The organism is Mycobacterium vicinigordonae, from assembly GCF_013466425.1.
Classification (GTDB): domain Bacteria; phylum Actinomycetota; class Actinomycetes; order Mycobacteriales; family Mycobacteriaceae; genus Mycobacterium; species Mycobacterium vicinigordonae.
The window spans coordinates 2,954,865-2,979,166 of sequence record NZ_CP059165.1 but is presented as its reverse complement, the minus strand read 5'-3'; the positions used below and the strand labels follow the sequence as shown (position 1 = coordinate 2,979,166).

The following is a 24,302-nucleotide window of genomic DNA, read 5'->3' as shown; positions in this document are numbered from 1 at the left end:
CCCTACTGGGGAACGGTCACTGCCGTCGCACCGTGTCCGGTGCCGTAATGGCCGGGATGCGCACCGCCGACCAGCTCGTGCAGGGCCAGAATGGCGGTGATGCGGCCGGACTCGGCGTTCACGTCGTCGACCGTGCTGATCGCACCCGCCATGGCGCTATCCGCGCGGGCCACAGCCACCGCCGCGCTGCCGGAGGCCGAACCGTCGCGGCCGGCCAACACCGCGCCCGAGCCGCGCGGCGCCAGCGCCGCGGTGAACCGTGCCACAGTGACGCCCTGGTTGCCACCATCAGCGGGCAACCCGCCGCCCGTGACGACGATCGCGGCGTTTGCCGTTCCGATGTGCTCGTTGGGCTGGTAGGTGATGAAGCCGGTCTCGCGCAGCGCGCCCAGCACCGTGTCGCGCTGGGCGTCGTCGACCTGTGGCGCCTCGGGCTTGCCGGTGGTCAACAGCGCAATCCCGAGCAGGTCACCGGCCTGTGAACCCTGGTCTACCAGCTTGGTGCTCAGTTGGGCACCCGCGGGCAGGACAGTCGAGTTGACCACCGTGCGTAGTTTCTCCCCGGAGTTGGCTTCGACGAATTCGTGGGTCAGCACCACGGTTGCGGTGACCGAACCACCTGCCTGTCCAACGATTTTCGACACCGCTGCGACGTCGTCGTCGTGGGCGTCGGGAGTGCGGAAAATGACCACGGTCTTACCCGCCAACGCTTCGTGAACGATCCGGCCAAGCACCTGAGCATCAAAATTGTTAGCCGCACTGAGCTTCTCGTTCAAAGCGTTGCGCTGGTCGGTGAGCCCGCTGATTTGTGATGCCAAATCCCGCTTTTCATTGCGCAGGCTGGACAGCACGGTGTCGGAGAAGAAGCCCGAACCCAGCACTACCCCGATGGCAAGGGCAAGAAATACCGCAGCCAAGGAGATCGCATGTTGGCGTAACGAGATCATGAGCACACCGTTCTAGCGAGGGTTACGACACCAAATGCTGGATCCACAAAGTGAATTGGTTCCAGTAGTCGACGATCCAGTGCACCACCACGCCGTCGGTTCGCGACACCCACAGCACCACGACGATAGCGATCAGCATGGTCAGCGCCAGCAGCGCGATGGCGCCTGCCGAAATGTGGTTGCGATACAAGGTCGCGACCGCCTTGGCGTCGACCAGCTTCTCCCCCACCCGCAGCCGGGTAAGGAAGGTCGACGGGTTGCTCTGCGAGCGGGTGCGGTCGAAGAATGTCTCGATGTTGGCGGTGTGGCCGACAGTGACCAGCAGGGCCGCTCCGTGGTGGTCGGCGAGCAACAGTGCCAAATCGGTCGCGGACCCGGCCGCGGGGAATGTCATCGCTCCCACTCCGAGGTCCTGGATGCGTTCCAGGCCGGGCGCGTGCCCGTCGGCGTCGGCGGGCAAAACCACCTGGGCGCCACACTTGAGCACTTCAGTGCTGATCTGGTCGGGATCGCCGACGATCAGCTGCGGCCGATAGCCTGCCTTGCGCAGGACGTCGGCGCCCTGACCGACCCCGACGAGCACCGGCTGGTACTCCTTGATGAAAGGCTTGAGGGCTTTGAGATCCTCAGCGGCACTGGGCTCCTCGGAGACGATCACCACGTGCCGGCGGCGCATGTCGACGTCGATGTCGGGGATGCCGATTCCGTCGATCAGCAGCGGGCTCTCACTGCGAATGAATTCAATCGTGTTCCCGGCGAAGGCCTCCAGGTGAGCGGCCAGGCCACTCTTGGCCTCGCGCATCAGGTCGGCGATGTCGTGGTCGGTACGTTCGGTGCCGCGGATGAGCCGGCGGTCACCGGAGTACACGCCCCCTTCGTGCAGGCGGATTTTGGCGCCGTCCTTGACCTTCTTGAAGATCTCGGGCCCGGTCTCGTCGATCAGGGTGACCCCGTTGTTGACCAGCACCTCCGGACCCAGGTTGGGGTAGCGGCCTGAGACGGACGGAGAGGCGTTGACCACGGCGGCGATGTCGGCTTCGACCAATGCGTCGGCGGTGATGCGATCTAGATCGAGGATGTCAAGGACCACGATGTCGCCGGGGCACACCCGGCGCAGCAGTCGGTCAATGTTCCGGTCGACGCGGGCGGTGCCGATCAGACCCGGCCGGTCGCTGTTGCGAGATAGCAGCGCTGACATCTTCATGGGAGCAGATTCTGTCGGCGAAGCGCGGTCTGACCGCGGAGGCGCGCCGTAACATCTGTCACTTAAGTTTAAAAGCGTCACATCTGTAACAGGTGGGTTGCCGATCGGTCGCGACGCCTAGGCGCGAGAGGCCCCGAATGTACGGTCTGAACAGCAAATCAGCGCACCTAAGGGGACGCTCGCGGACAGCAACGGACGGCGCACAGCAACGGACCGCGGACAGCAACGGGCAGCAGCGCCAGTGCCCCTGCGGCGGTCGGGTGGAGCGTTGTGTGCCGTCAGATGGCGAGTTCTCTGCGTTCAGGCGCTGAGTTACAGCTCGCCCTGCGCGGTGTCCAGCAGCTCGCGGGCATGCGCGCGGCCGCTGTCGGACTCACCGAGGCCTGCGAGCATCCGGGCCAGCTCGGCCACCCGATCGTCATGATCTAGCCGCCGCACTCCACTGGCCCCCTTGGGACCCTGGCTGTGCACCACAAGATGCACATCGGCGTAGGCCGCTACCTGCGGCAGATGGGTCACGACGATCACCTGGTGGGTACGGGCCAGCCGGGCCAGCCGGCGGCCGATCTGGACTGCCGCCCAGCCGCCTACGCCAGCATCGACCTCGTCGAACACCATCGTGGTGCCGGTAGCCGAAGCCGAGAGCACCACCTCCAGCGCCAGCATCACCCGAGACAGCTCACCCCCAGAGGCGCTCTTGGCCAGCGGTAGCACCGACATCCCGCGGTGCGCCGCGAAGCCGAACTCGACAACGTCGATGCCGTCGGCGCCGGCGCGGACCAACTCCCCGGAGGGCAACGTCAGGGCGGCGGGGTCATCCGGTTGGCATGAATCGGTGGCGACGTCGATGGTGAAGACCGCCCTGTCCATCGCCAGGCCGGAGAGCTCGGCGGTAACCTCCTTGGCCAATTTCTTGGCCGCCTTCTGTCTGGCCTTGCCGAGTTCGGTTGCGGCCTGGGCTAATTCGCGCCCTAGTTGCCCGACCCGGGCCTCTAGCGCCGCCAGGCCTTCCTCGGAGACGTCAAGCTGGGCCAACCGCTCTCGCGACTCCACCGCCCACTGCAATACCCCGTCGATATCGGCGGCATATTTACGTGTCAGTGTGCGCAGCTGGGCCTGCCTGGCCAGCTTGGCGTCCAGCGCACTGGCGTCGACGGGCAGCCCTTCCAGGTAGTCGCCCAGTTCACCGGCGGCGTCCAGGACCACGGTGAGCGCCGAACCGATCTGATCGGCCAGCTCCCGCAGCCGGGCGTCGCCGGTTGCCTCCAGTGCGGCGCGGGCCCGCCCAAGCGTGTCAGTGGCCGCCATTGCATCCTCGGAGGAACTGGACAGCGCCTCACGGGCGACTGCCGCGGCTTCGCGCAGGGAGTCCAGCTCTGACAGACGAACGATGTCGGCCACCAGCAGGTCGTCCTCACCGGGCTGCGGTTCGACGACGTCGATCTCTTCGAGGGCAAACTTCAATCGGTCAGCTTCCTGGGCGAGTTCGCGGGCCCGCTCGCGGCGGTCGGCGAGGTCGCGCCGGGCCGACAGCCACGCATCGCGCAGCGTGCGATATCGCTCTGCTGCGGGACCGACGGCCGCAAACCGGTCCAGGGCAGCACGCTGTTCGTCGGGCCGCATCAACCGCAGCTGGTCATTCTGTCCGTGCAAGGCCAGCAACTGGGTGGTGAACCCGCTGAGCGACTTCGCCGGCACGCTGCGGCCACCGAGATAAGCACGCGAAGGGCCGTCCCGGTTCATTGTGCGCATCGCGATCACACTGCCGTCCTCATCCCGCTCGGCACCGGACGCGTCCAGGATCCCGTCCAGTCCGACGGACACCGTCTGATCCAAATCGGTTGTGGTGAAACGACCTTCAACGACCGCACGGTCGGACCCAGACCGGATGCGGGTCGGGTCGGCGCGGGCACCGCCGAGCAGATGCAGGCCGGTCACCACCATGGTCTTGCCGGTACCGGTCTCGCCGGTAAGTACGGTCAGTCCGTCACCAAACTCCGCGGTCGCGACGCTGATAGCGCCCAGCGACTCGATTCTCAACTCGGTTAGCACCAGTTACTGCCCGCGCCAACCTGTTACGGGCAACCGGAACTTGGTCACCAAGCGGTCGGTGAATGGCGCACTGTCCAACCGCGCCCATTTCACCGGCGTCACAGCGCGACTCACCTCGAGTCGGCTGCCGGCCGGAACCAACATCTCGCGGCGCCCGTCGCAGAACACTAGAGCGTCGTGGCCGTCAGCCTCGATCTCGACCGCGATCGCAGCATCCGGGCTGGTGACCATCGGCCGGCCGAATAATGCGTGAGCGTTGTTGGGCAACACCAGGATTGCCTCCAGGTCAGGCCAAAGCACCGGACCACCGGCGGAGAAAGCGTAGGCGGTGGACCCGGTGGGTGTCGACACGAGCACGCCGTCGCAGCCGAAGGTGGACACCGGCCGCCCGTCGATCTCGACCACCACGCCGAGCACTCCGAGCCTCGGGCCCTTCTCCAGGCTCGCCTCGTTGAGGGCCCATCCTTGATCGATCACCTTGCCACCTTGGCGCACAACGACATCCAGTGTCAGACGGTCCTCGATCCGGTAATCCTTGGCGACGATGTGCTCCAAGACGGAGTCAATAGCCTCGGCCTCGGCTTCGGCTAGGAAGCCGATCCGGCCCAGATTGACGCCCAGCACCGGGATACCGGCGTTGCGGGCTAGTTCGGCCGCCCGCAGGAACGTACCGTCGCCGCCCAGGACCAGTACCAGCTCACAGCCTTCGGCGGCCATGGGGTCGGCGTCGACGACCTCGATATCGATGCCCACGGCCCGTACGTCGCTCGGAGACATTCGCAAAGATCCCCGATCGACCGCCTCGGCCGATAGCGCGCGCAGTTCGATATTGTTGTCGCGCAGAACTTTTTCCACTCGCCGCGCGGTCTCGGTGGCCTCGTCGCGCCCGGAGTGGACGACCAGAAGCACGACGCGTTCGGTGCTCACTGGGGCCCCTCGCTCACGGCGCGTTCTACAGCGGCCAGCAGCGCTTCGTCATCCAGCCCGCGGTCGGTCTCGGCGCACAACCACAGGAAGTATTCGACGTTGCCCGATGGTCCCGGTAGCGGGCTGGCCGTCACTCCCAGCGTGTGCCAGCCCAGCGCGTCGGCACAGCGCGAGACGGACAGCACCGAATCCTCGCGCAATCGGGGGTCCCGGACCACCCCGCCGGGCCCCACGCGGCCCTTCCCCACCTCGAATTGCGGTTTCACCATGGGAACGATATCCGCGGCGGGCGAAGCGCAACCAACCAGCGCGGGCAACACCGTCGCCAACGAGATGAAGGACAGGTCGGCGACCACCAGATCGACCGGGCCGCCGGTGGCCTCCGCCGTAAGGTCGCGAGCGTTGGTCCGTTCCACCACCGTCACCCGCGGATCGCTGCGCAACGACCAGGCCAGCTGACCGTAACCGACGTCGGCCGCGACGACTTCGCGGGCACCGCGATCCAGCAGCACCTCGGTGAATCCCCCAGTCGAGGCGCCGGCGTCCAGGCAGCGACGGCCCTGCACGTCGATTCCGAAAGCGTCCAGCGCGCCGATCAGCTTGTGCGCCCCGCGCGATACCCAGGTGCGGTCCGCATCGTCGGTGACGACCAGTGCGGCGGCAACAGAGACCGCGGTAGCCGGCTTGACCGCCAGCAGGCCGTCGATGCGCACCCTGCCCGCACCGATCAACTCGGCGGCCTGCTGCCGCGAGCGGGCCAGGCCCCGCCGGACCAGCTCGGCGTCAACGCGGGCACGCCGCGGCATGGTTGCACTTAGCCCTTCTCCGCGGACTCCAGGGCCCGCAACAACACATCGTGTGCTTCGGACAGACGGCGGGCGATGTCCTCGAGCTCCTCGAGCGACGGCCCGCCCTCGGCGTCGGCCGAGTCCGGCAGCTGAGCCACCAGCCCCTCGATTTCGGCGCGAATCTGGTCGGGATCGATAGTCATTGCGCTCCTACGCTAGTCACCGGTCATTCCGCGGGTACCAAAGACCAGCTGTCCAGCGCCTCGCGGGCCCGCTCGTCGCCGGCCTCGATGCGCGGCGCCGCGTCGGTGTACCAGACGGCGGCGGCTACCGCGCGCACGATCGACAGCTCGTCACCGGACTCGCCATCGGCGGTGACGGTCACTGTGTCCTCGCCGGCCTCGACGCGCCAACCCGGTTGAGGACCCACCGCAAGTTCCTCCGGCGTCTGGTGCAGCGATCGCAGGTCACGGCCAATGTAGGTGGGCCGGCAGGCGGGCTGGGCGTACACGGCGTCGCGCGCGCAGTTCACTCCGGTGAGCACCATCAGGCTGGGTAGTCCGGCGGTGTTTGCGCCCTCGATGTCAGTGTCCAGCCGGTCGCCGACCACCAGTGGGGATTGGAAATCCCCCCGCCCCACCGCGTCCTTCATCAGTTGCGGCCCCGGCTTGCCCGCCACCTGCGGCTCCCCGCCGGTGGCGGCCCGCAACGCGGCGACCAGTGAACCGTTGCCCGGTAGCAGGCCCCGCTCGGTGGGCAGGGTGGCGTCGACATTGGCCGCCACCCAGACCGCACCCGCCCGGATCGCCAATGCGGCCTCCGCGAGCTCGGCCCATCCGATAGTCATCGACAGGCCTTGGACGACGGCGTCCGGTTCGTCCTCGAAGCGCCGGACGGGCCGCAGGCCGGCCTTCGTGATCTCGTCGGCTAATGCGTCGGTCCCGACGACCAACACCTTCGCCCCGTGCGGCAGCTGAGCGGCCAGCAGGTGGGCTGCACTTTGGGCGCTGGTGACGACGTCGTCCACGGCGGCGGTGAAGCCGAGTTCACGCAGGTGCGCGGCGACTTCGTCGGCGCTGCGCGAGGCGTTGTTGGTGACGAACAACTTGCGGGAGGCTATCTCGTCCAGCGACTCCACCGCACCTTTTGTGGGCTGATGACCACGGAACACCGTGCCGTCAAGATCGAGCAACAGACAGTCGTGTCGCCGGCCGATCGTTTCGGTGCTAGCCAAGTTCGCCGACTCGGTCTTCGGCGTCGGTGACACCCTCAACGTCGGCGGCGGCCGATCGCAGGAACCACTGCATCGCCTCGTCGTCACGCCCGAGCGCCAGCAGAGTTTCGGCGTAGGCGTAGAACAACCGGGCGGCCGTCGAGCCGGTGCGGTTGGGATCCAGCTGCGGGGTGGACAGCACGGTCAGCGCCTGCTCGAGCTGCCCCAAGTCGGCGCGGGCGCCGGCGGCGACGATGCGCAGCTCGTCGGCGTCGTCACCCGTGAGCTGGGCCGCCTCCGGTCCGCGGGCCAGGTCGATGGCTCGCTGCGGGCGGCCGAGACCGCGCTCGCAGTCGGCGATCAACGCCAGCAGCGCGGACTTGCTACCCATCCGGCGGGCGGCACGAAACTCCGCCAGCGCCTGAGCCCAGTCACCACAGTGGTACGCAGCGATCCCGACGGCCTCGCGGACCGCGGCGATGCGGCTGGCCCGCGCCCGTGCCGCGCGGGCGTGATTCAAGGCCGCTTGCGGGTCGTCGTCGAGCAGACCGCCGGCGGTGACCAAGTGGCGTGCGACGGCGTCGGCGGTCGCCTTGTCCAACGTGGTCAGCTCGCGCCGCACGTCAGGGGCCAGTTGCCGGGCGTCGATCTCGGGGGGGATGGCCGGGCCACTAGCGTCAGCCTGCGCCGACTGCGGTTGGACCGGTCGCGCCCGGCCCGGACCCGAACGGCGTGGCGCGCTGTTGGATGCAGGGCGCGGACGTAGTCCGTCGCTGCGCGCCTGCCTGTCGTTGGCCACGCGCTAGAGGTTACGGGCACACCGGACAGACTCACAATTTGCGACCGCACGACCGGCCGGTTCGAAGTTGTCAGGCCTGCAGCTTGTTTGGTAGCAGCGGCGACAACAACGACGGACAGTAGGTCGCGACCGCGACGACGGTGAACGTCGCAGCTCGCTCGCGCGACATACCGTTGAGTTCGGCGATTTCGGCGACGACGGACTCGAATGTGCCACCGGGCGCCAGAGCCTTGGGACACACCGACCGCCCCATCGCGATAGCCGTTGCGGGCTGGCCGTACTGAATCCCCGCGATATTCAACGAGTTCAGAAACGCGTTGCCCATCATGTCGGCGTGTATCGGCGCCGCCACCGCGGCCGAGACCCCGAAGACGCCGGCGGCCAACGACAGGAACCTGAACGCCGTCACGGGTGCGGTCATCGTCACAACAGTGCTCAACGATGATCACAACCGCAACACAGTGAGATCACTGTTTGCGCACTAAAGCGTTTTGCGCCGGTGCCGTACCGCGCGGGCATGCATGTCCCCCGATCGGTGGACAGCGCGTTCAGGTCGGCGGCGGAACGCGCTTTCCCCCCGATGCGTAGCTGGTAATGGGATACCAGCGATTCGCACGAACGCCAAGAATAGATCTCGAAGCAAGACCGACACAGACCTCTAGCGGGGTCTCATCGCAACCCCCTCCCCCTCCGCGATGAGACCCCGCTGGATTTTTTTGGGCTCTACCTCACGGCACGTTGGATCTGGCCGGCTCGGCACCGGCCAACCCGGCTAGACCCGTCGCACGCCAGCGATATTGCGCCTGCCGCGGCGCAGCACCAGCCACTGTCCATACAGGAAATCCATTGGCTGCGGCGACCATTCGTCGCTTTCGATGCGGATGTTGTTGACCGACACGCCGCCTTCGCCGACGGTGCGGCGAGCGGCCTTACGACTCTCGGATAAGCCAGTGGCCACCAGCAGGTCGACAATCCCCTCGGGTTCACCGGGTTTGAGCTCCGCGACGTTAGTCTCACCGAGGGCCGCGGACAGCGTCGCCAGGTCGAGCCGGTCCAGCTCGCCCTGCCCGAACAACGCCCGGCTGGCGTGTTCGACGGCCTCGGTGGCCGCCTCACCGTGCACCAGAACCGTCAGTTCCCGGGCCAGCCTGCGCTGGGCGGCGCGCTGCTGCGGGCGCTGCGCGGTGGCCTCGTCCAACTCGGCGAGTTCGTCGGCCGTCAGGAAAGTGAACCATCGCAGGTAGCGAATCACGTCGGCATCGGCGGTGTTGACGAAGTACTGGTACCAGGCGTAGGGACTGGTCAGCTGCGGATCCAGCCACAGGCTGCCGCCGCCGGTGGATTTGCCGAACTTCTTGCCGTCCGCCGAGGTCACCAGTGGGACGGTGAGCGCATGCACCGAGGCACCGAGTTTCTGGCGCACCAGCCGTACCCCCGCGATGATGTTGCCCCACTGGTCGGATCCACCGATCTGCAGCGTGCAGCCATACCGCCGGTGCAATTCCACATAGTCGTTGGCCTGCAACAGCATGTAGCTGAACTCGGTGTAGGAGATGCCCTCGCCCTCCAGGCGGCGGCGGACGGTGTCGCGGTCCAGCATCACGTTGACCGAGAAATGCTTGCCGATGTCGCGCAGAAATTCGATCGCGGACAACGGCCGAGTCCAGTCGAGGTTGTCCTCGACGATGGCGCCGGTGGATGAACTGTCGAAGTCGACGAACCGCTCCAGCTGGCCGCGGATGCGTTCGGTCCATTCCGCGACGGTGTCGGCCTGGTGCAGGCTGCGCTCGCCGACCTCACGCGGGTCACCGATCAGGCCGGTTGCCCCGCCTGCGAGCACGATCGGGCGGTGTCCGGCCCGCTGAAAGCGGCGCAGCGACAGCAACGGCACCAGGTGCCCCGCATGCAGGCTGGCCGCGGTGGGATCGAAGCCGGCGTAAACCGTCATCGGCCCGCGCTGTGCCTCGGCGGCCAGCGCCTCGAGGTCGGTGGACTGGGCGATCAGCTCGCGCCAGCTCAGCTCGCCGAGGATTCCGGAGGACTCGCTACCCATGGCGAAGAGTCTTGCAGGGCCGTCTCCGCGACCACGAGCTGCCCGCGATTGGCTCAGGATGAATCCAGCCATGCGTGTCCCGCGGTCTCGTCCGTAGAGTCCTTGCGACCCTCTGCAGTACTTCAGTCGACCCGGTTCGCGAGATGTGCATTGCTACCGTCTTCTCGTACGCCAACAGCCGACACCGGGGGATCATGCCGACATTGCGACAGCATCTGGCGCTGGCCACGATGACCATGAGCGTTTTGGCCACACTGATGGCTTGTTCGAGCGCGAAAACCGGCACAGCGTTGCCTGCACACACCACTGTGGCCTCCGGGACCGCGGGCGCGTCCGGGTCCGAGACGTCGTCTGCATCAAATTCCGGTGTCTTGTCCCTGCCGGCGGTGCTCGCACCAGCCGAGTTGTGTCCGGCGCTCAAACGCAATGCCGCGCCCGCACTGCAGCAGGTTCTGGGCACCGACAAGGTCGATATCAACCCCGGTGGACCTGGCGGCGGAAGCACCATGTGCAGGTTCAATGATGCTCACCTGAAGGGGCTGTATCCGACTGTCGGCGCCGGCGGAATCATCCTCACGACCACCGAATCGGTGCAGAGCGTCACCGCGAAGAACCAAGAGCAGTTGCAAGCTAAAGCACACAACATCCAGGTCACACCCGTGGCTGACCTGCCCGGCGCGCAGGTGGTAGCCGGCGTCGATGACATGGGGGTGACACGTGGATTCGGCGCGGTGGCCGTGCAAGGCGGGCTGATCGAAATCACCGCCTCCGGACAGGAGATGACGGCCGACCGGATCGGCGCGCTCCTCAAAGTCTTCTACGACAACGCCAAGCGCTGACACAACGGCTAGCTAGACGGGAGATTTGGGGTCAGCCCGCTTAGTCGCTGTGTCCGGGCGCAGGGGCGCGCGGACTGCGCCGGTACGCCGACACCTCGGGCCTTCCCCCCAGCCATAATCGCCAGGGTCGGTCGGCGGCCTTACTGACCCCGACCCGCGGACCCGACACCGCGCCACGCGGATCACCCAGACGCAGGGTAATCGGGCTTGCCGGGTCGAACAGATCAATGCCGTTGTCGGCCATGGTGATTCCCAGCGCCGCACACAGGTTGCCCGGACCGCGGGCCAGGGCGACGGTACGAATCGCGGGGCCGCGCCGGGCCGACGCCGCCTCGACGCCGTCGTCGATGGCGCACGCTCGAAGCAGCACGGCGGCCGCGGTGCCGTCGGGTCCGCACGCGACGTTGGCGCAGACGTGGATGCCGTGACTGCGGTAGGTGTACAGCCTGCCCGGCGGCCCGAACATGACCGCGTTGCGGGCGCTGCGTCCGCGGTAGGAGTGCGCGGCCGCGTCCGGCCAGGGTCCGTCCGGTACCCCGCCGTAGGCCTCGACTTCGACGACGAGGCCGCTCGCTCCCCTGCCCTCGATGGTGGCGCCGAGTAACCGGTGGGCAGCCGCGAGCGGGTCGACCAGCAGTGCCAACGCTGTTGCGGGGGCTGCTTCAGAGGAGCTCACCGCACCGATTGTGCCTGGCTCTTGACAATCGCCGTTCAGCGGCCAAATATTCATCACATGATGACTTCATCACATGATGAATTAATTCCTGGTTCGGGCGAACCGGCCGTGGTCATCGAGCGTTTACGAGTGGTCCGCGGCAAACATGCTGCACTGCAAGACTTCTCGGTGCGGATCGGGCGCGGGACCATCACCGGATTGCTGGGCCCGTCTGGCTGCGGCAAGACCACCCTGATCCGCAGCATCGTCGGCACTCAGATTGTCGCGTCCGGTTCAGTTACCGTGCTCGGCCGGCCCGCCGGTTCCGCGGTGTTGCGCCGCCGGGTGGGGTACGTGCCGCAGGACCCGACCATCTACCAGGACCTGCGGGTCGTCGATAACGTCCGCTACTTCGCCTCGCTGTACGGTTTTGACGGTGCGGCCGCAGACCAGGCGATCGAGCGCGTCGGGCTGACCGACCACCGCACCGACTACTGCACCAACCTGTCCGGCGGCCAGCGCACCCGGGTGTCGCTAGCCTGCGCGCTGGTCTGCCGACCCGACCTGCTGGTGCTCGACGAGCCTACTGTGGGTCTGGATCCAGTTCTGCGGGTTGATCTTTGGCGGCAGTTCCGCGAGTTGGCCGACACGGGTACCACCCTGCTGGTATCCAGCCATGTGATGGACGAAGCCGACCATTGCGGCGATCTGCTGTTGATGCGCGAGGGGCGTCTGGTCGCGCACACCACTCCGGCTCAACTACGAGAGGACACCTCATGCACGTCACTGGAGGAAGCGTTTCTGTCCATCATCCAGCACAGCACCGAGCAACAGGCCGGCTGAACCTGACCGGGTACACCGCGACCACCGCGCGGATCCTACGGCAGCTGGCCGCCGACCACCGCAGTATGGCGATGATCTTGGTGGTTCCCGTGCTGGTGATCACGTTGATGTACTTCATGTTTCAGAACGCCCCGCACCGGCCGGGAATGCCAACGCCGTTCAACAGCGCCTGCCTGATCCTGCTTGGTTTGTTCCCGCTGTTCGTGATGTTCATCATCACCTCGATCACCATGCAGCGCGAACGCGCGTCCGGAACGCTGGAGCGCATCCTGACCACACCGCTGCGCCGCCTCGACCTGCTGCTGGCCTACGGCACGGCCTTCTCGATCGCCGCCGCGGTACAGGCCGTCGTCGCGTGCATCGTGTCGTTCTGGTTCCTAGGTTTCACCACCACTGGTAGCCCGGTGTGGGTGTTTGCCATCGCGGTCGCCAACGCGGTGCTCGGTGTCGGCCTTGGACTGCTGTTCAGCGCCTTCGCTCGGACGGAGTTCCAGGCCGTCCAATTCATTCCGCTGGTGATGGTGCCGCAGCTGCTTCTGGCCGGGGTGATCGTGCCGCGCTCGGCGATGCCGGGCTGGCTGCACTGGATCAGCAACCTGATGCCGGCCAGCTATGCACTCGAGGCGCTCCAGCAGGTGGGTGCACACCCGGGCCTGACCGCGACTACCGTTCGGGACATGGTCGTCGTTCTGGGCTTCGCCGTCGCATCCTTGTGCCTGGCCGCCGCCACACTGCGGCGCAGGACACCGTAGCGTGGCGGTCACCACCGGCAAGAAGCGGCGCGGTCGCCCGGCCGGCAATTCCGACACCAGGCAGCGGATCCTGGAATCTGCGCGAGAGATGTTCGCCGACAAGGGTATTGACAAGACTTCGATACGCGCGGTGGCCGCCGCGGCCGGAGTGGATTCGGCGTTGGTGCACCATTACTTCGGCACCAAGGAGCGGCTTTTCGCCGCGGCAGTCGACATTCCGATCGACCCGATGCAGGTGATCGGTCCGTTGTCGGAAGTACCGGTCGACGAGATCGGGCTGAAGCTACCGTCGTTGTTGTTGCCGCTGTGGGATTCTGAACTGGGCGCGGGACTTATCGCGACCTTGCGATCGCTGGTCTCCGGCGACGACGTAGGTCTGGCGCGGTCGTTCTTGCAGGAGATCGTCGGCGGCGCGGTCGGCACGCGAGTGGACAATCCGCCCGGCACGGGCAAGATTCGCACCCAGTTCGTCGTGTCGCAGTTAATGGGTGTGGTGATGGCGCGCTACATCATCAAGCTGGAGCCGTTCGCGTCGCTACCGACCGAGCAGATCGCCCAAACGATCGCGCCGAACCTGCAGCGCTATCTCACCGGAGATCTGCCGGCGGTTTTTGCGCCGTGAAGCGGGCATGCTCGTCGTCGTCGACATCCCGGGCCTCCTCGACCAGCAGCACCGGGATCCCATCGTCGATCCGGTACGCGCGGCGCAACCTCGGGTTGTAGAGCGTAGTCCCGTCCTCAACGAGCAGCAGCGGGCCCCGGTCGGCCGGACACACCAAGATTTGCAACAGGGTGTCGTCAAGCATCGGCTTTCACCGCCTTGCCGCTGATCTCGGTGCGCGCCGCCGGCGTCAACCGGCGAAACTCCTTGCTGGTGGCGTCGAAATACCAGGCCTGGCGACCCGACTTGGGGATCCCGGCAGCCCGCAGCGTGCTCACCGTTGGCCGATAGGTCGCGCTGAGCGTCAGCTTCGGCACCACCTGCACAATGTCTGGACCCAATCCCACCGGCATGTTAGCGACGGCCTCGGTCAGGTCCGCGGCGGTGATGGTGGCGCCTGGTCGCAGCGTCACCGCGGACACCGCCAGCTGCCTGTCCCCCACCGGTACGCCGTAAGTCACCGCGAGGTCGACCGCGCTGATTAGGCCGAGCGCGTCGGTGACCAGTTCGGCGTACACCATGCCGCGCACGGTGCGGACCACCGACCCGCGCCTGCCGGCCAGCCAGAAATCGCCGTCCTCGTCGCGGTAGAAGAGGTACTCGGTGGAGATCCAGGTGTCGGCCGGCGCAAAGACCCCGCGCTTGACCGAGGCACTTGGGTCGATCGGTCCGCGAGACTGCGCAAGCAGTACCCCGACCTGGTTCGTTTCGGCAACCTGCACGAACCCGTTGTCGTTCTCCAGGATCAGATCGTGCTCGGCGTCGTAGGCAGCGAGTTCCACCCGACCGGCACCGGGCAGCGGACGGCCCTTGCTCCCGATCTTGGCGCCCGAGACATTGGCCAGCACCGCCTGCCCGTCGGTGGTGGCGAAGAACTCGACAACATGCGCGGGCGCGAACGCGTCGACGACCCGGCCCCACAACCCGGTCGGCATACCGGAGCCGATGAACAGCCGCACCGGATGGTTGCCATGCAACGCGAACTCCGGATCGTCGACCACGTCTCTCAACATGGCCCAGGTGTAGGACACCACGGTGACACCGTATTGACGAACTTCGGCGACGAACCGCTCTGGATTCAAACCGCGGGATAGCGCGATGCGGGTGCCACCGACCACCGCGCCGCCAAGGCTGACCAGCAGCGCCGACTCGTGGTGCAGCGGCGTCAGGCAGTACACGGTGTCCTTGCGATCCAGCGACGCGGTCGAAGCGGTTCCGAACGCCGACAGGGCCCACCGGAAATTGGTGATCTGCTTGGCGACCAGCTCGCCGCCCGCCGAACTGAACGCGATGAATGCCAGGTCGCGCGCGAACCCCGGATTGCGCCGGTACCAAGCCGGCAGTTGTACGACGTCGGGGTCGATCTGCTCCATGTCGATCACGTCGGCGTCGTCGGGTAAATGCAAATCGCGGGTCTCACCACCGCCCAGTACTAGGATCTGACCAGGCAATTCGCGGGCGGCGTCCAGGTTGATCGGGTCGGTCAGGATTTCGCTCACGCCCCCAAGCCGGACCTGGGCAGCCAGATCGACGTCTTGACGCATCAGCACGGCCACCCCGCCGAGCCGGGACAAGGCGGCTATCGCGACCAACGCGCTGGGCCGGGTCTCCATCAGGATCCCGACCCGGTCACCTTGGCGGACCCCGACCTCGATGAGGCCCCGCACGACGTTGTTGATGCGCCGATTGACGGCCTCATAGGTGTGAACGCGGCCGTCGAAAAGCAGGAACTCGCCCTGCGGGGCGTCGTGCGCCTGCTCGTCGATGATGCGGCCCAACGAGATTCGGGTGTGGTCATTGAGCTGCCCGAGCCGAGCCAACCTGGGCAGCGTGCGCACCGTCTCCACCGCAAGGGTGCGCATCGAACGGTTGGCCGCGACGACCGCATCCGCCGCGCCCCGCGCCACCGCGAGTGCCGCCTCAGATACCTCGCCCATACCGTGCGCGAGCCGGGTACTAAAGGCAACACCGCTGTCGGTGTGCTCGGCCGGTTGCTCGACCATCAGGTTGATGTTCGCCGGCTTGTCGCCTCCGCCGGAGATCCACCGCACCCACTCGGCAACGGTCGGCCAGCTCTGCAGAGCGGCTCGCGATCCCACCACAAGACCGAAATGCCCTGTGCGGATGAGGCTTTCGTAGACTTCAGTGTTGGGTGCGGCGCGCCGAATACCGCGTACCGATGCCGGCTGGCCGATGTCGTCCACCTCACCGACGAACGCCAGGACCGGACAGGTGATGTCGGTGAGCGTGACCAGCTGACCGTTGATCGCGAAACCACCGGTCATCATCCGGTTGTGGGCGATGAACTGCTTGAGCAGCTCCGAGATCGCCGGACCAGACCAGGCGATCCAGCCTTCGCGCTCGAGGAATCGCCTTTGCTGTTCGCGCGGCAGCAGGGCCTCCCGGTCGTGCAGCTGCCGCAAAAAGTCGACGCGCGCCTTTGCTGTCTTGAGCGGATCCATCATCTGAAAACCGGTGCGCGCCATCCAGCTCGGAATATTCAACCGGTTGAAGACGTGGTCGGCCATGAAGTCGGCCATGGCCGGTGCCATATTCGCCGGCAAACCCATCGGGAGCGCGGCCAGGGTGTCGACCGGGGAGCCAAACGTCACGATGCTAGCCAGGTGCTTCGACCGTCGATACGCGGCGACCTGATAGCACCACATCCCGCCCTGCGAGTAGCCGACCAGATGCACGTCCTGCCCGGCAGCGTCTCTGACTGTGTCGATCGCCTGGCTCAGCGCGACGATGTGGTCGGCCAGGGTGCGCTGCATGCCGCCCTCGACCTTGTCGGGCGAGCCGAAGTCGATGACCCACGGATCCATCCCGCTGGCGTGCAAGATGCCCACCGCGCCGTCCTCGCGCGTGACGTCCCACATGTCGGCCGACATCATCATTGGGTGCACCATTAGCACCGGCGGGCCTACCTTCGGCTGACCCGGCCGATTGTCCGGTGGAAAGTACCGCCGGAGCTTGTACATCGGCACGCTCTCGACGGTCTGGGACGGCGACGGGACACTGCCCGTCTCCAGGCCGCCCAACCGCAGCACTTCCAGACCGTTCTGCGCTGTGGCCACCAGACGCTCGACCGGTCGGGTGACCATCGACAAATTGAGATCCACCCCTACTCCTGACTGCTCGCTGAGTTGGCCTTGACCAGCGTGGTCATCATGGCACATCGGCCGTACCCGCGGTTTGAGCGTCACCAGGGTGTTAACGCTGTGGGGGTCGGCGAGACCACGATCCGCGGATCCGCGCACCCGCTCGACCTATTACCGTCGACCGGGTGGCGCACCTACTCGGAGCCGAGGCTGTGCATCTGGCGTATCCGAACCAGGTGATCTTCGAATCGATCACCCTCGGGGTGAACGACGGTGCCCGCATCGGCATCGTAGGTCGCAACGGCGACGGTAAGTCCAGCCTGCTCGGCTTGCTGACCGGCCTGGTGCAACCCGACTCCGGCCGGGTCACGCGGCGAACCGGGCTTCGGGTCAGTGCGCTCAGCCAGGCCGACACCTTGGATTCTTCAAGCACGGTCGGCGAGCAGCTGGTCGGCGATCAACCCGAACATCAGTGGGCCGGCAACGCACGCATCCGTGACGTGGTCGGTGGGCTGGTGTCCGATATCGATTGGGACGCGAGGGTCTCCACCCTCAGTGGTGGGCAGCGCCGGCGTGTGCAGCTAGCACAATTGCTCATCGGCGAGTGGGATGTCATCGCGCTCGACGAGCCCACCAACCACCTCGATATCGAGGGCATCACCTGGCTGGCCGATCACCTCAAACAACGCTGGGCACGCAACGGTGGCGGCCTGCTCCTGGTCACGCACGACCGCTGGTTTCTCGACGAAGTCGCCACCACTACATGGGAAGTGCACGACGGCATCGTCGAACCGTTCGAAGGCGGGTACGCGGCGTACGTCCTGCAGCGGGTCGAACGGGACCGCCAAGCTGCAGCTTCGGAGGCCAAACGGCAGAACCTAATGCGCAAGGAACTGGCCTGGTTGCGCCGCGGCGCCCCGGCACGCACCTCGAAGCCTAGATTCCGCATCGAGGCCGCCAACCAGCTGATCGCCGACGTACCGCCGTTGCGCAACACCGTGGAGCTTGCCAAGTTGGCTACCGCCCGGTTGGGCAAGGATGTCATTGATTTGCTGGACGTCTCGGTGTCGTACGACGGACGTCCGGTGCTGCGGAACATCGAGTGGCGCATCGCGCCCGGCGAGCGGACCGGAATCGTCGGGGCCAACGGCGCCGGGAAGTCCACCCTGCTGGGATTGCTGGCTGGGACGGTCCGGCCGGACACCGGAAAGGTCAAGCGCGGCAAAACGGTTCAGCTCGCGGTACTCGACCAGCAAGGTGACGAACTCAAAACATTGGCTGGCGAACGGATTGCCGACGTGCTTAGCCGGCTGCAGACCGGCTATGAGGTCGAAGGCCGCGAGATGACACCCGCCCAGCTTCTCGAGCGGCTCGGGTTTGCTCGCGGACAACTCTCGGCACGGATCGGCGAGCTGTCCGGCGGGCAGCGCAGGCGGCTGCAACTCATGCTGACGCTGCTGTCCGAACCGAACGTGCTCCTGCTCGACGAGCCCACCAACGACGTCGACACCGACATGCTGACCGCCACCGAGGATCTGCTGGACTCCTGGGCGGGCACCCTGATCGTCGTCTCCCACGACCGCTACCTACTTGAACGCGTCACCGATCAGCAGTACGCGATCCTCGGAGGTCGACTGCGCCACCTACCCGGCGGTATCGACGAATACCTGCGACTGGCGGCCGCCACCTCCGCCAAGCCCGCAGGCCAGCCCGCGGCCGCGCCGGCCGCCCAGACATTGTCGGGAGCACAACGGCGGGCCGCCGAAAAGGAGTTGGCGGGCGCCGACCGCCAGTTGGCCCGCCTCTCCGACCGGATCGCCGCCAAGCACACCGAGCTGGCCGAGCACGACCAATCCGACCATGTCGGCGTTACCCGACTGACTCATGAATTGCGAGCCCTCGAAGACGAAGTCGCCGTCGCCGAGTCTCGATGGCTGGAGTTGTCGGAGATGCTGGAATGAAACTCGTCACGTACCCTCCCGGCGAAGCGCTGCTCGCGCTGTACAACCGCTGCGGTCCGATTGTCAACACCGGAATTGGCCGGCATGGCATCGTGTATATGCTTGGCCCAGAAGCGAATAAGTTCGTGTTCGCGAACGCCGCCGCATTCAGTTGGCGCGAGACATTCGAGAATCTGGCGCCCGTGGACGGACCTACTGCACTGATCGTCAGCGACGGCGAAGACCACCGCCGACGACGGAGTGTGGTGGCACCCGGACTGCGCCACAAGCAGATTCAGGACTACGTCCACACCATGGCATCCGTCATCGACGACACCATCGAAAGTTGGCGCCCGGGGCAGGTGCTGGACCTCTACTCCGAGTTCCGCAGCGCGGTGCGCCGCAGCACGGCCGAGAGCCTATTCGGGTCCCGCATGGCCGCACATTCGGATTTCCTCGGCGTGCAGCTGCAACCGCTACTGGACCTGACCCATCGCCCACCGCAGGTGATGCGGCTGCAACGACGGTTCAACTCACCCGGCTGGAGACGGGCGATGACCGCCCGCCGGCACATCGACGCCCTGATCGACGGCGAGATCGCCGACGCCCGCAGCAACCCCAGACCCGACGATCACATGTTGACGATTCTGCTGAATGGCCGGTCTGAGGACGAACAGCCGCTGTCCGACAACGAGATTCGCGACCAGATCGTCTCGATGATCACCGCCGGCTTCGAAACCACCAGTGCTGCGCTGGCGTGGGCGGCCTACATGTTGCTCACCGTGCCCGGTGCATGGGAGTCCGCTGCCGACGAGGTGGACCGGGTGCTTGGCGGCCGAACGCCCACCGCCTCGGATCTGACCGCTCTGACCTACCTCAACGGCGTTGTGCACGAGACACTTCGGCTCTACTCGCCCGGAGTAATCTCGGCGCGCCGAGTGATACAGGACTTATGGTTCGATAGCCACCGTATCCAGACAGGACGGCTGATCGTGTTCAGCCCCTACGTGACCCATCGGATTGCCGAATCATGGCCCGAGCCAACGGAATTTCAGCCGCAGCGGTGGGATGCTGGCGCTGTCGGGTATCGCAGACCCGCACCGCACGAGTTCATTCCGTTCAGCGGCGGCCTGCACCGCTGCATTGGGTCGGTCATGGCCATCACCGAGATGACAGTGATGCTGGCGAGATTGGTCGCCCGAACGAGGTTGCAGTTGCCGGCCCAACGGATCCGGGCGGCGAACTTCGCTGCGCTGAGTCCCCGGCCAGGCTTGACAATCCGGGTGAAAGGGCTAACGCCAGCGCAATAGCACGAGTTCGGCACAAAAACCCGGACCCATTGCCAGCATCAAACCGGGGGTGCCGCTGGGCGGGCGCTTCTCGATGGTGTCTCGCAGGATGTGCAGCACCGACGACGACGACAGGTTGCCGATATCGCCCAGGGAACGCCACGTCAACTCCAGAGCCTCGGGAGGCAGCTGCAGAGTGTCCGTGATCGCGTTGATCACCTTCGGACCACCCGGATGACTCACCCAGGCCGCAATGTCATCCCTGCTCAGGTCGTGCGCGTCGAGGAAGCCGTCCACGTCTGCCGCCAGGTATTGCTCGATCAGCTCCGTCAAATCGGGCGAGAGCCGCAACTGCAGACCAGCCGAGCTGACGTCCCATCCCATGATGTGCAGCGATTCGGGGTAGAAGCGACTGCGGGAGTCTACGATCTCGGGTCCGCTGGCCTGGATCTTCTCGGCCCGCCGATCACCGACCGCGACCACCGCTGCAGCGCCGTCACCGAACAGCGCGGTGCCGATCAGCCCCGACACCGTCGGTTTGATCGCCGGGTAAGTGAGCGAGCAGAGCTCGACCGATATCAAGACAGCCACATCATCGGGGGCACCGCGCAAATAGTCGTGCAGGCGACCGACACCGGCCGCCCCAGCTACGCAGCCCAGGCCGAATATCGGCATCCGCCGCACGTCGGGACGCAGCCCCAAGCGGCCGGCGATTCTGGCGTCCAGCGACGGAACCGCGACACCGGTCACCGTCGTGGTCATTATGAGGTCAATGTCCTCTGGTTGCAGGCCCGCTTCGTTGAGCGCGCCCATGAGCGCCTCGATGCCGAGGTCGACCGCCTTGTCGATGAAAATCTCGTTGGCGTCCCCGAAGTCGGTGAGCGCCGGATACTGCTCCAACGGCATGACGAAGTGGCGCCCGTTCACCTTGGCCGACTTATGCAGCTTCCGGACGATTTCTTCGTGCTCCTTCAAACCGGGGAACTCAACGAATAAATCGGTGACCTCACTCTGGCTGTATCGGTGTGGTGGCAATGCACCGAATACACCTGCGACGACGCTCATGCACCTGCCTCAATCAGTTGGATACCGAGTCAAGTCCGCCCGCTCTGACTCCCCAAAACTCAGAGTTTAGTTGGCGGTAGAAGGCGTCGCAAAGAAACGCACTATTCGACGTCTGTCTTATTTCATCCCGGATTCCAGTGGTCAGCCAATTTCTTCATCGGAATCGAGGGTCATTGCAATTAACGCTTCGGGACTGAGAGAGTCGATCACATCATCGCTATTCGAGACCTCTGACGAGGCTTTTTCCGATTGCCCGGCTAGTAGTTGAAGTTTCTCGAGCAATCCGGTCCTACGCAGTTCGGCGATGGGGATATTTCGTAGTGCCAGCCAGATATCTTCGTTTTCCGGATATTCGCTGTCAATGCAGCTCAGTAGCTCCGCGAGGTGGTCGGCCAGATCCGCAGGAGTGGGATAGTCGAAAATGAGCGTGCGCGGTAGCGACAATCCGGCCAGCGCTGCCTCAGACCGCAGCCGGTTGCGCAGTTCGACTCCGCTCATCGAGGTGAATCCGGAATCCTGGAAAGCACGATCCGCACTCACGTCCCGGCGCCTGGTGTGCCCGAGGACGGCGGCGGCATGAAAACACACCAGGTCGATCAGACGGCGACGACGCTCGACGGGGCCCAGGTGTTGCAACCCTACGGCGGCGGGTGGCTCCGGCTCGGCGGACACCTCGTCACCAGACAATCCCCAAAAGCGTTGCCGGACGAAGGCATACGTTGGCAATTCTTCGTATCGGCAATCCAGCCCGGTAAATGTAGCCGCCCAGTCGATATCAGCACCCTCGCTGAATAGTCGTGCCATCGCGGACAGCACGGCATCGGCCTCCGGGGCGTCCTGACTCAGCGTCACAATCGAAATCTCTTGTTCCGCAGTCAAACCGGCGCCGGGACCCACCTCGATGAACACCTCGGCGCCAAGGCTCACCACCGTTGATATCGCCTCGCCGAACCTTACCGGCCTACGGACGTGCTCGGTCCAGTATTCGCTCGACCCGTAGCCGGGCCCGGCCAACCGCCCCGTGACGTTGGACACCAACGGGATACGCGGCTGCTGCGGCGCAAGATCGGCGAGCCGCTCCGCGAAATCATCGACAATCGGCTCCATCAAGGCCGAGTGGAATGCGTGAGACACGTTCAGTCGGTGCACCCGACGGCCTCGTTTCGACAACTCCTGCGTTACCGCAGCCACCTGGTCCGACGGCCCGGACAGAACCACGGAATCGGGTGCGTTCACCGCCGCCAGGCTCACCTGCGAGCTCAGCAGTGGGGCCACCTCAGATTCGCTCACGGCGACCGCGACCATCACCCCACCGGGCGGCAGCGTTGCCATCAGACGGCCCCGTTCGGCCACCAGCTGAGCCGCTTCTGGGAGCGAGAGCACTCCCGCTTCATAGGCCGCCGCGATCTCCCCCACCGAGTGGCCAACCACGAAGTCGGCTCTCACGCCGCAGCTGCGCAGCAGTGCCGCCAGCGCCACCTGCACGGCGAATAACCCAGGCTGAGCGAACTCGGTGCTCTCCTGCAACGCCACGTCATGTCCCCAGATCACCTGTCGGAGCGGCAATCTCAGATATGGTTCGAGCACCGCAACGGTCTGGTCGAAGGCTGCCGCGAACACCGGGAAACGGTGGTAAAGACCACGTCCCATACCCAGGTACTGCGACCCCTGGCCGGGAAACACGAACACCTTCTTGCCTAACGGCCGGGCCCGGCCGGTCTGCACTGCCGGCCCCGGAACCCCGGCTGCCAGCCCCCCCAGTCCCTCGGTCATGCGTCCGCGGTCCGCGCCGACCACCACCGCCCGGTAGTCGAACACCGTCCGAGTAGTCGCCAATGACCAACCCGTGTCTGCCATTCCAAGCGCCGCCACCCGCTCGGACAACCGGCGGGCCTGGCCGGTCAAAGCCTCCGCCGACCGGGCGGACAATACCCAAGGCACCGCAACATCGTGAACCGGTTCGGCGGCAACCATTTCGACCCCTGGCGCCTGTTCGACAACCACGTGCACGTTGGTCCCGCCCATACCGAACGACGAAACCCCAGCCCGGCGCACATCATCGGTCCAGGGCGTCAGAACAGTGTTAACACATAAACCGAGCCCGACCAGATCGGTTGCCGGCACGGCGAAATTGAGGCTCGCCGGCAGCGCCCTGTTCTCAACCGCCAGCACCGTCTTAATCAACCCCGCGATCCCAGACGCGGCACCGGTGTGCCCGATGTTGGTCTTGACAGATCCGATCAGCAGCGGCCGCCGCCGGGCCGCACCGAATACCTCACCCAGGGATGTGGCCTCGACGGGATCGCCGACCTGCGTGCCGGTTCCATGCGCCTCGACATAGTCGACCTGCGTGTGAACCAGACCGGCATCGGTCAATGCCCGCCGGATCACGTGGACCTGCGCGGCGGACGACGGGACCGTCAGTCCCGACGTATCGCCGCCCGCATTGCCGACTGCACTGCCGGAAACGATTGCGTGAATCCGGTTTCCGTCGTCCAGCGCAGCGCGCAGGGGCTTCAGCAATACCAGGGCGCCGCCGTCACTTCGCACATATCCATCCGCGCGTTCGTCGAACGCATAGGTGTGGCCCGACGGCGAGGTTGCACCGAACTCCCTTTCCAGGAGTTCGCTTTCGGTGTCCAAGTTGAGGTGTATACCACCGGCGATTGCCATCGACGCCGTGCCGGCACGCAGTGCCTCAACCGCCATGTGCACCGCCAGCAGGGAGGACGACTGTCCGGAATCGACGGTCAGGCTAGGACCGCGCAGGTCGTAGAAATAGGACATCCGGTTGGCGATCATGCCTCGGCTCAGACCGCCGAATGCGTGGTGGTCGACATGGAAACCTTGGCGTAACGCCACCAGCGCGTAATCATCGGTCATCGCCCCGACGTACACCGAGATTGGCTCGCCACGGAGACCTCTTGGTAGCAGGAACGCATCTTCGAACAGTTCCCATGTCAGTTCCAGAGCCAGCCGCTGGCGCGGGTCCATCGCCGCCGCCTCGCGCGGCGACACGTTGAAAAAGCCCGCGTCGAAGTCGGCAGCGCTCTGCAGAGAACCGACCATCTCATGTCCGTCCTGCAGCAAACGCCAAAAAGCGCGTGGATCGGCTGCGGCGGGAAACCGGCAAGCCAAGCCGATGACCGCGATGTCACTCTGCCGCACTGCGTT

General features: G+C 65.8%; 21 protein-coding genes. 6 read left to right on the top strand and 15 right to left on the bottom strand.

Features of this window, described 5'->3' with window-relative positions:
• Positions 1-2: 2 nt before the first annotated feature.
• The 10 genes from H0P51_RS13465 to tyrS form a co-directional block, all read right to left on the bottom strand.
• On the bottom strand, positions 3-947 hold the full coding sequence (locus tag H0P51_RS13465; protein WP_180918521.1) for a copper transporter: 945 nt from the start codon (positions 945-947) through the stop codon (positions 3-5).
• Positions 948-969: 22 nt separating this feature from the next.
• Positions 970-2,151 carry a putative cytokinetic ring protein SteA gene (steA, locus tag H0P51_RS13460; protein WP_180918520.1) on the bottom strand — a complete coding sequence of 394 codons (1,182 nt, stop codon included), beginning with the start codon at positions 2,149-2,151 and terminating at the stop codon, positions 970-972.
• Between the two features lie 312 nt (positions 2,152-2,463).
• Positions 2,464-4,203, bottom strand: coding sequence for a DNA repair protein RecN (gene recN, locus H0P51_RS13455; RefSeq protein WP_180918519.1), 1,740 nt, complete (start codon positions 4,201-4,203; stop codon positions 2,464-2,466).
• 3 nt (positions 4,204-4,206) lie between these two features.
• On the bottom strand, positions 4,207-5,130 hold the full coding sequence (locus H0P51_RS13450) for an NAD kinase (RefSeq protein WP_180918518.1): 924 nt from the start codon (positions 5,128-5,130) through the stop codon (positions 4,207-4,209).
• Positions 5,127-5,936 carry a TlyA family RNA methyltransferase gene (locus tag H0P51_RS13445; protein WP_180918517.1) on the bottom strand — a complete coding sequence of 270 codons (810 nt, stop codon included), beginning with the start codon at positions 5,934-5,936 and terminating at the stop codon, positions 5,127-5,129. The genes H0P51_RS13450 and H0P51_RS13445 overlap by 4 nt, the downstream gene beginning before the upstream one ends.
• An 8-nt stretch (positions 5,937-5,944) precedes the next feature.
• A complete protein-coding gene (locus tag H0P51_RS13440) occupies positions 5,945-6,121 on the bottom strand; it encodes a hypothetical protein (protein WP_180918516.1) in 177 nt (58 codons plus the stop codon).
• 23 nt (positions 6,122-6,144) lie between these two features.
• Positions 6,145-7,134 carry an HAD-IIA family hydrolase gene (locus H0P51_RS13435; RefSeq protein WP_425489049.1) on the bottom strand — a complete coding sequence of 330 codons (990 nt, stop codon included), beginning with the start codon at positions 7,132-7,134 and terminating at the stop codon, positions 6,145-6,147.
• A gap of 10 nt (positions 7,135-7,144) precedes the next feature.
• Positions 7,145-7,930 carry a tetratricopeptide repeat protein gene (locus tag H0P51_RS13430; RefSeq protein ID WP_180918514.1) on the bottom strand — a complete coding sequence of 262 codons (786 nt, stop codon included), beginning with the start codon at positions 7,928-7,930 and terminating at the stop codon, positions 7,145-7,147.
• 70 nt (positions 7,931-8,000) lie between these two features.
• Entirely contained in the window at positions 8,001-8,351 is a 351-nt protein-coding gene (locus tag H0P51_RS13425) for a DUF732 domain-containing protein (protein WP_180918513.1), read from the bottom strand.
• Between the two features lie 351 nt (positions 8,352-8,702).
• The gene (gene tyrS / locus H0P51_RS13420; protein ID WP_180918512.1) at positions 8,703-9,983 is read right to left on the bottom strand and encodes a tyrosine--tRNA ligase; all 1,281 of its coding nucleotides are present in this window, start codon (positions 9,981-9,983) and stop codon (positions 8,703-8,705) included.
• Between the two features lie 194 nt (positions 9,984-10,177).
• Here tyrS and H0P51_RS13415 point away from each other — a divergent pair, with 194 nt between their 5' ends.
• Complete coding sequence (locus H0P51_RS13415; RefSeq protein WP_180918511.1) at positions 10,178-10,822, top strand: hypothetical protein; 645 nt, start codon at positions 10,178-10,180, stop codon at positions 10,820-10,822.
• A 40-nt stretch (positions 10,823-10,862) separates the two neighbouring features.
• On the opposite strand, the gene H0P51_RS13410 is transcribed toward H0P51_RS13415, so the two are convergent.
• Complete coding sequence (locus H0P51_RS13410; protein ID WP_246398801.1) at positions 10,863-11,465, bottom strand: DNA-3-methyladenine glycosylase; 603 nt, start codon at positions 11,463-11,465, stop codon at positions 10,863-10,865.
• Positions 11,466-11,555: 90 nt separating this feature from the next.
• Between H0P51_RS13410 and H0P51_RS13405 the strand changes: the two genes are divergently transcribed.
• From H0P51_RS13405 to H0P51_RS13395, 3 genes are read left to right on the top strand one after another with little or no spacing between them, the layout of a single operon-like run.
• Positions 11,556-12,320 carry an ABC transporter ATP-binding protein gene (locus H0P51_RS13405; protein ID WP_180918509.1) on the top strand — a complete coding sequence of 255 codons (765 nt, stop codon included), beginning with the start codon at positions 11,556-11,558 and terminating at the stop codon, positions 12,318-12,320.
• Positions 12,254-13,072, top strand: a complete 819-nt coding sequence (locus H0P51_RS13400; protein ID WP_180918508.1) for an ABC transporter permease — start codon at positions 12,254-12,256, stop codon at positions 13,070-13,072. Before H0P51_RS13405 ends, H0P51_RS13400 begins: the two co-directional genes overlap by 67 nt.
• A 1-nt stretch (position 13,073) precedes the next feature.
• Complete coding sequence (locus H0P51_RS13395; protein WP_246398625.1) at positions 13,074-13,694, top strand: TetR/AcrR family transcriptional regulator; 621 nt, start codon at positions 13,074-13,076, stop codon at positions 13,692-13,694.
• Here H0P51_RS13395 and H0P51_RS13390 read toward each other — a convergent pair.
• Together H0P51_RS13390 and H0P51_RS13385 are read right to left on the bottom strand one after the other, a co-directional pair.
• Entirely contained in the window at positions 13,660-13,878 is a 219-nt protein-coding gene (locus H0P51_RS13390; RefSeq protein ID WP_180918507.1) for a Trm112 family protein, read from the bottom strand. The genes H0P51_RS13395 and H0P51_RS13390 overlap by 35 nt on opposite strands.
• The gene (locus H0P51_RS13385) at positions 13,871-16,912 is read right to left on the bottom strand and encodes an acyl-CoA synthetase (protein WP_180918947.1); all 3,042 of its coding nucleotides are present in this window, start codon (positions 16,910-16,912) and stop codon (positions 13,871-13,873) included. Before H0P51_RS13385 ends, H0P51_RS13390 begins: the two co-directional genes overlap by 8 nt.
• A gap of 107 nt (positions 16,913-17,019) precedes the next feature.
• Between H0P51_RS13385 and H0P51_RS13380 the strand changes: the two genes are divergently transcribed.
• Together H0P51_RS13380 and H0P51_RS13375 are read left to right on the top strand one after the other, a co-directional pair.
• Entirely contained in the window at positions 17,020-18,795 is a 1,776-nt protein-coding gene (locus tag H0P51_RS13380) for an ABC-F family ATP-binding cassette domain-containing protein (RefSeq protein WP_180918506.1), read from the top strand.
• Positions 18,792-20,084, top strand: coding sequence for a cytochrome P450 (locus tag H0P51_RS13375; RefSeq protein ID WP_180918505.1), 1,293 nt, complete (start codon positions 18,792-18,794; stop codon positions 20,082-20,084). The genes H0P51_RS13380 and H0P51_RS13375 overlap by 4 nt, the downstream gene beginning before the upstream one ends.
• Here the strand turns inward: H0P51_RS13375 and H0P51_RS13370 are convergent.
• Both H0P51_RS13370 and H0P51_RS13365 read right to left on the bottom strand, forming a co-directional pair.
• On the bottom strand, positions 20,067-21,128 hold the full coding sequence (locus H0P51_RS13370) for a type III polyketide synthase (protein ID WP_180918504.1): 1,062 nt from the start codon (positions 21,126-21,128) through the stop codon (positions 20,067-20,069). The two genes, H0P51_RS13375 and H0P51_RS13370, sit on opposite strands and share 18 nt — an antisense overlap.
• A gap of 141 nt (positions 21,129-21,269) precedes the next feature.
• Complete coding sequence (locus H0P51_RS13365; protein WP_180918946.1) at positions 21,270-24,296, bottom strand: type I polyketide synthase; 3,027 nt, start codon at positions 24,294-24,296, stop codon at positions 21,270-21,272.
• Between the last annotated feature and the right edge of the window lie 6 nt (positions 24,297-24,302).